The organism is Deltaproteobacteria bacterium RBG_16_64_85 (genome assembly GCA_001798885.1).
Classification (GTDB): Bacteria; Desulfobacterota; Deferrimicrobia; order Deferrimicrobiales; family Deferrimicrobiaceae; genus FEB-35.
Window position 1 is genome coordinate 1 of sequence record MGQW01000032.1, and the last position, 5,902, is coordinate 5,902.

The window sequence follows — 5,902 nt, forward strand, 5'->3', positions numbered from 1 at the left end:
TGGCGACCACCGGGATCAAGTGGAAGATCGCTCCGAAGGAGACGGAGAACGCCGTTATAGAGTCCATGTCGCGGCTGAACGCCGCCGCCGCCCGCGCGGGGCGAGAGGCGGGGATCCACACCGCCACCGATGTGACGGGGTTCGGTCTTCTCGGGCATCTCCTCGAGGTGATGGAAGGCAGCGACCTTTGCGCCGAGATACGCCATTCTGAAATACCGGTCTTCCCGGGGGTGCGGGAGTTGATGAAGCGGCGCTTCCGCCCGTTCCTTGCGGCGTACTCGCACTTTCCCGGTGCGCAGTGGGCCCACCGCCGGTTCGGCATCGCGCCGGTTCCCGGCGGGACCCGTGACAACATCGCGTACCAGCATGCGATGGTCCGCTTCCCTCCGCTCTTCCCGGAGGAAGAGGCTCTCCTCCTGGCGGACCCTCAGACGTCCGGGGGGCTCCTCCTGTTCGTGCCGGAGGACCGGACGGATTCGCTGCGAAAGGCGCTCTCCGATGCCGGGGTGATGGCCTGGTGGATCGGCCGCACCCACGCGATGGTCTCCCCCGGAATGCCGCGGATCACGGTGGTGTAAAGTAGAGGGACGTTAAAGTAGAGGGACGTTCTTAAACTTTTTAAGGGTGTCCCCTGACAGATGAAATTCAAAAACGCCCCCAAATAATATCGGAGGTGGATGGATGGACCGTCTTTCCTCGATAGGGCTCCTCGCTTCCCGCATCCTGCTGTCCGGAATTTTCCTGTTCTCGGGAACGAGCAAGATCTTCGCCTTCGCGCAGACCCAGGCCTTCATGGCCGGCAAAGGGATGCACATGACGGCGCTCTTCCTCGTCCTCGCCATCCTCTTCGAGGTGGGCGGCGGCCTCTCGGTCCTGCTGGGTTATCTCCCGAGGCTGGGAGCCCTGATTCTGGTCCTCTTCCTCATTCCGACCACGCTTGTCTTCCATCGCGCTCTTGGCGATCCCGGCCAGGTGGTCCATTTCGCGAAGAACCTGGCGATCCTGGGCGGCCTGTTGGCGATCCTTGCCGTGGGCGGAGGGGAGTTCTCTCTCGGCGGCCGCAAGCCGCGCGCATGAAGATCCTCCGTTTACTTTAAAAGTTCAAGAACGTCCCTGACTTTTGGGGTGGTATGATGCCTTGAAAAGCTGACCCGGGGGTGGAGAGATGAGCAAGGTAGACATCGGGCGAGTGCGGTCGCTTACCGTCAAGTGCCTCTCCGAGGTGGCCTGGCACGACAGCAACAGGATGCGGCAGGACGTCAAGGAATCGGGCGGCCTGCAGGCCGACCAGTTCGACGTCAAGTGGACCCCGGAGAACGCCGCCGGCGTGTCGGCCCTGATCGAAACCGTGGACGGCGGCGGCCGCCCCCGGAAAATCTTGATGGACGTGGGCTGGGACGTCGCCTACATGGACGGGGTTTTCCACCGCGAGGGGATCGATGGAATGCTCTCCCGCGGGGAGATCGATTTCCTCTACATCACCCACGAGCACGTCGACCACTTCTGGGGCCTTCCCGCCGCGCTGAAATACCGCCCCGACGTTAAAATCCTGATCCCCTCCGGATTCACGGAGAAGAGCGGGGAACTCCTGCAGAAAAGCAGCCACACGGGGAGAGTCGTGGAGCTTGGGCCGGAAGCGCCACACGTCCTTTTCCCCGGCTGCGCATCGGTCACCTTCGACATTCCCATCTTCCTCAAGACCCACGGAGAGCAGGCGCTCTACTTCCACGTGGAGGGGCGGGGGATGGTCACCGTCACCGGATGCTGCCACCCCGGCGTGATCGGGCTCCTGGAATACGCCGAGGAGGCGTTCGGGGGGTTCACGGAATTCCACGGGATCTACGGGGGGCTGCACATCGCCCCGTTCGAGGAGTGGGGACCCGCGCAGGAAGAGCTGCTGGACAAGCTGAAGACGTACCGGCTCCAGCAGCTGGCATGCAACCACTGCACGGGCATCCTCACCGTCCAGAAGATGCTGGAGCGCGGGATGCCCGTCGTCCGCGGGACGGGAAGCCGCGGCAGCAAAAGCGAGTATTACGTGGGGAACGGGGACACGGTCGTCTTTTGACGCCGGCCGGCACCGGTTTATCGGGAGGTTCCGTTCCATCGCTCGATGAGCGCCGCCACCGCCGCGGTCATCTCCGCGATGCCTTCCACCGGGATCTTTTCGTCCACGCCGTGGATGCGGCCCATGTCCTCCCTTGCCATCAGGAGCGGCATCAGCCCGTAGGTCTCCACGCCGACCGCCCGGAAGAAGCGAGAGTCGGTGAACCCGGTGGACATGTAAGGGACCACGACCGCGTCGGGGTGGACGGCCCGGACCGCGTCCGACACGGCGTCGAAGAGCGGGCCGCGCGGAGAACCCGACGGCCGCTCCGAGAAGATCGTCTCCACGGAGACGTCGAACTCGCTGACCATCTCCCGGACCTGGCCCGTCACGCGCTCCGGATCCTCGCCGGGGAGGATCCGGCAGTCGACCGTCCCTTCCGCCAGCATGGGGATGACATTGGGCTTGAACCCCGCGGCAAGCGTGGTGATGGCGAAGGTGTTGCGCAGGAGCGGATCGGTCTCGGGGAACTGCTTGGTGAACGCCTCCAGCGCCGCCGCATCCACGGGGCCGCCCGTGAGTTCGTCCGGATCGAGCCGGATCCTCCCCTGCGCGAAGAGGACGCGCAGCATCTCCCGCACCGGATCGGTCAACCGGGCCGGGCTCCGGTGGGACGCGATCCTTCCCATCGCCCGGGAAAGTCTCGCCGGGGCATCCCTGGCGGAAGGGCGGCTGCCGTGCCCCGCACGCCCGGAAGCCGACAGCTTGAGCCACAGCGGTCCCTTCTCCCACAGGTTCACCAGGAAAAATTTCCCCGGGCCGAAGATGTCCCGCACCCCGACTCCCCCCTCGTTCATCCCGTATGCTCGGCCGAAGGAAATCGGCAGGTTCCGGATGAAGTACTCGGCCCCTTCCCCTCCGCCGACCTCCTCGTCGGAGTTGGCGACGAAATAAAGTTTCCGGCGCAGCCTCCCCGATTTCGCGGCGCCGATCGCCGCGCACAGGTGCGCCACGCCAAGTCCCTTGGTGTCCAGAGTCCCCCGGCCGTACATAACGCCGTCCCGGATTTCTCCCGAGAAGGGGGGGACGCTCCACTCCTCCGCCCGCGCGGGGACCACGTCCATATGGTGGATGAGGATCAGCCCCGGCTCCTCCGTCCCGCCGACGTGACACAGGACGTTGGGTTTCTCGGGCCGGGCGCCGAAGGTGATGGGGGTGAGGCCTTGTTCCACGAGGACCCTGCATAAAAGTTCGGCCGCCGCGCGGCAGTCCCCGGGAGGATTGGAGGTGTCGATCCGGACGTACTCCCGCAGCAGCGCCACCGGGTCCATCATTGAATTATCCCTCGATAACCCATTAGAATGCACTAAAGTCAGGGACGTTCTTAAACTTTTTAATGAACGTTCCAAACAACTTTATCTGGGGGACGTTCTTCAACTTTTTCCTCGATGGAAGCGGGGATTTTAAAAAGTTGAAGAACGTCCCCGAACTTCAGATAAAGTTGTTTGGAACACCGGCATAAAAAGTTGAAGAACGTCCCTGGTCTTAAGTAACTTTGAGGATGAGGTCATGCAAAAGGCGCTGATCACCGGCATCACCGGCCAGGACGGCTCGTATCTCGTCGAATTGCTGCTGTCGAAGGATTACGAGGTCCACGGCCTCATCCGCCGGGCCTCCACCTTCAACACGGGGCGGCTTGGCCACATCTACGTAGATCCCCACATCCCCGACGCCCGCATGTTCCTGCATTACGGCGACCTCTCCGACTCGGGGCAGCTCACCAACCTGATCTACAACCTCCAGCCGGACGAAATCTACCACCTGGGCGCGCAGAGCCACGTCCGGGTCTCCTTCGACATCCCGGAGTACACCGGCGACATCACCGGCCTTGGCACGACCCGGATCCTGGAATCGGTGCGCCGCGCAGGCGTCAAGGCAAGGTTTTACCAGGCCTCCTCCAGCGAGATGTTCGGATCCTCGCCGCCGCCGCAAAGCGAGAAGACGCCCTTTTTCCCGCGCTCCCCCTATGGGGCGGCCAAGGTGTATTCCTACTGGATGGCGGTCAATTACCGGGAAGCGTACGGCATGTTCACCAGCAACGGGGTTCTCTTCAACCACGAGTCGCCCCGGCGCGGGGAGACGTTCGTCACCCGGAAAATCACCCGCGCGATCGCCGCCATCCGGGCGGGAAAGCAGAAGGACCTTTTCCTGGGGAACCTGGACGCCCGGCGCGACTGGGGATTCGCCTCCGAGTACGTGGAGGCGATGTGGCGGATCCTCCAGCACGAGAAAGGTGACGATTTCGTCGTGGGAACGGGGCAGTCGAACTCGGTCCGGGAGTTCGTCGAGGAGGCGTTCTCCTACGCGGGGCTGGACTGGAAGGCGCACGTGAAGATCGACCGGAAATATTTCCGCCCCACGGAGGTCGAGAACCTGGTCGCCGACGCTTCCAAGGCGCGGAAGCTCCTGGGCTGGGAGCCGAAGGTCACCTTCAAGGAGCTGGTCCGCATCATGGTCGACGCCGACATGGAGGAAGCCGGCCTGACGCCCCCGGGCGAAGGGAGAAAAATCCTCGCCTCCAAAAGTTTCTCTGTCGGCTCGAAACTTTAATCGGGGACGTACTTAAAAACTTTTATGTTAGGAGAGAATAGGGACGTTCTTAAAACTTTTTAGGCTCTCAGGTACGTTCTTGAACTTTTGTTTCGTTGTGCGAGAAAAGTTCAAGAACGTCCCTGATAAAAAGTTTTAAGAACGTCCCCGGCATTAAGTTGAGTTTCTTCAAGGGCAAAAAAATTCTCGTCACCGGCGGGGCGGGGTTCCTCGGAGAGCCGGTCATCCGGAAGCTCGTCGGGTGGGGAGCGGACCCGGGAAACATCTTCGTCCCCCAGTTTCCCGAATATGACCTGCGCCGCCCCGAGGCCTGTTCGAAGGTTGCAGCCGGGCAGGACATCGTCATCCACCTCGCGGCCAACGCCGGCGGGATCGGCTGGAACCGCGCGCACCCCGGCTCCCTGTTCTTCGACAATGCGGCGATGGGCATCCATCTCATGGAGGAGGCCCGCAAAGCAGGCGCCCAGAAATTCGTCCAGATCGGGACCGTGTGCGCCTATCCCTTCCTGCCGCCGCGGATCCCGTTCAAGGAAGACGACCTCTGGGAAGGGTATCCGGAGCCGACCAACGCCCCGTACGGCATCGCCAAGAAGATGCTGATGGTGATGGGCCAGGCGTACCGCGCCGAATACGGATTCAGCGTGATCTACCTCCTGCCGGTCAACCTGTACGGTCCCCGGGATCATTTCTTCGAGCCGGAGAAGTCGCACGTCATCCCCGCGCTTATTCAGAAGTTCGTGGAGGCAAGGGAGTCCGGGGCGGCGCAGGTGGAAGTCTGGGGGAGCGGCTTCTACCAGGGGGTTCCGGTATCCCGGGAGTTCCTCTACGTGGAAGACGCGGCGGAGGGGATCGTCCTTGCGACGGAGCGTTACGACAAGCCGGAGCCGGTCAACATCGGCGCCGGGCGGGAGATCGCCATCAACGATCTGATCGAATTGATCCGGCGGCTTACGGGATTCACGGGCAAGATCGTCCGCGACCTCACCAGACCCGACGGGCAACCGCGCCGCTTCCTGGACACCACGCGCGCCAGGGAGGAGTTCGGGTTCGTCGCACAGACCTCCTTCGAGGAAGGGTTGCGCAAGACGATCGAATGGTATAAGCAGCACCGAAAGTAAAGGGACGTTCTTAAAACTTTTTATGGCTTTCAGGGACGTTCTTGAACTTTACTTTTTAAACGGTGACGAACGCCTGGGGACGTTCTTGAACTTTTTCAGGCGAACACTCGGCGAAAGTTCAAGAACG

General features: G+C 62.4%; 5 protein-coding genes and 1 pseudogene. 5 read left to right on the plus strand and 1 reads right to left on the minus strand.

Annotation, left to right across the window (positions count from 1 at the left end):
- The 3 genes and pseudogenes from A2Z13_05395 (at position 1) to A2Z13_05405 (ending at position 2,068) form a co-directional block, all read left to right on the plus strand.
- Positions 1-578 (plus strand): annotated as a pseudogene (locus A2Z13_05395) (hypothetical protein).
- Positions 579-681: 103 nt separating this feature from the next.
- The gene (locus A2Z13_05400) at positions 682-1,077 is read left to right on the plus strand and encodes a hypothetical protein (protein OGP79786.1); all 396 of its coding nucleotides are present in this window, start codon (positions 682-684) and stop codon (positions 1,075-1,077) included.
- Positions 1,078-1,165: 88 nt separating this feature from the next.
- Positions 1,166-2,068 carry a hypothetical protein gene (locus A2Z13_05405; GenBank protein ID OGP79787.1) on the plus strand — a complete coding sequence of 301 codons (903 nt, stop codon included), beginning with the start codon at positions 1,166-1,168 and terminating at the stop codon, positions 2,066-2,068.
- A gap of 17 nt (positions 2,069-2,085) precedes the next feature.
- Here the strand turns inward: A2Z13_05405 and A2Z13_05410 are convergent, their stop codons facing one another.
- On the minus strand, positions 2,086-3,381 hold the full coding sequence (locus A2Z13_05410) for a hypothetical protein (GenBank protein ID OGP79788.1): 1,296 nt from the start codon (positions 3,379-3,381) through the stop codon (positions 2,086-2,088).
- Between the two features lie 235 nt (positions 3,382-3,616).
- On the opposite strand from A2Z13_05410, the gene A2Z13_05415 reads away from it, so the two are divergent.
- Entirely contained in the window at positions 3,617-4,657 is a 1,041-nt protein-coding gene (locus A2Z13_05415) for a GDP-mannose 4,6-dehydratase (protein OGP79789.1), read from the plus strand.
- A gap of 158 nt (positions 4,658-4,815) precedes the next feature.
- Complete coding sequence (locus A2Z13_05420) at positions 4,816-5,775, plus strand: GDP-fucose synthetase (GenBank protein OGP79790.1); 960 nt, start codon at positions 4,816-4,818, stop codon at positions 5,773-5,775.
- The last annotated feature ends 127 nt before the right edge of the window (positions 5,776-5,902 follow it).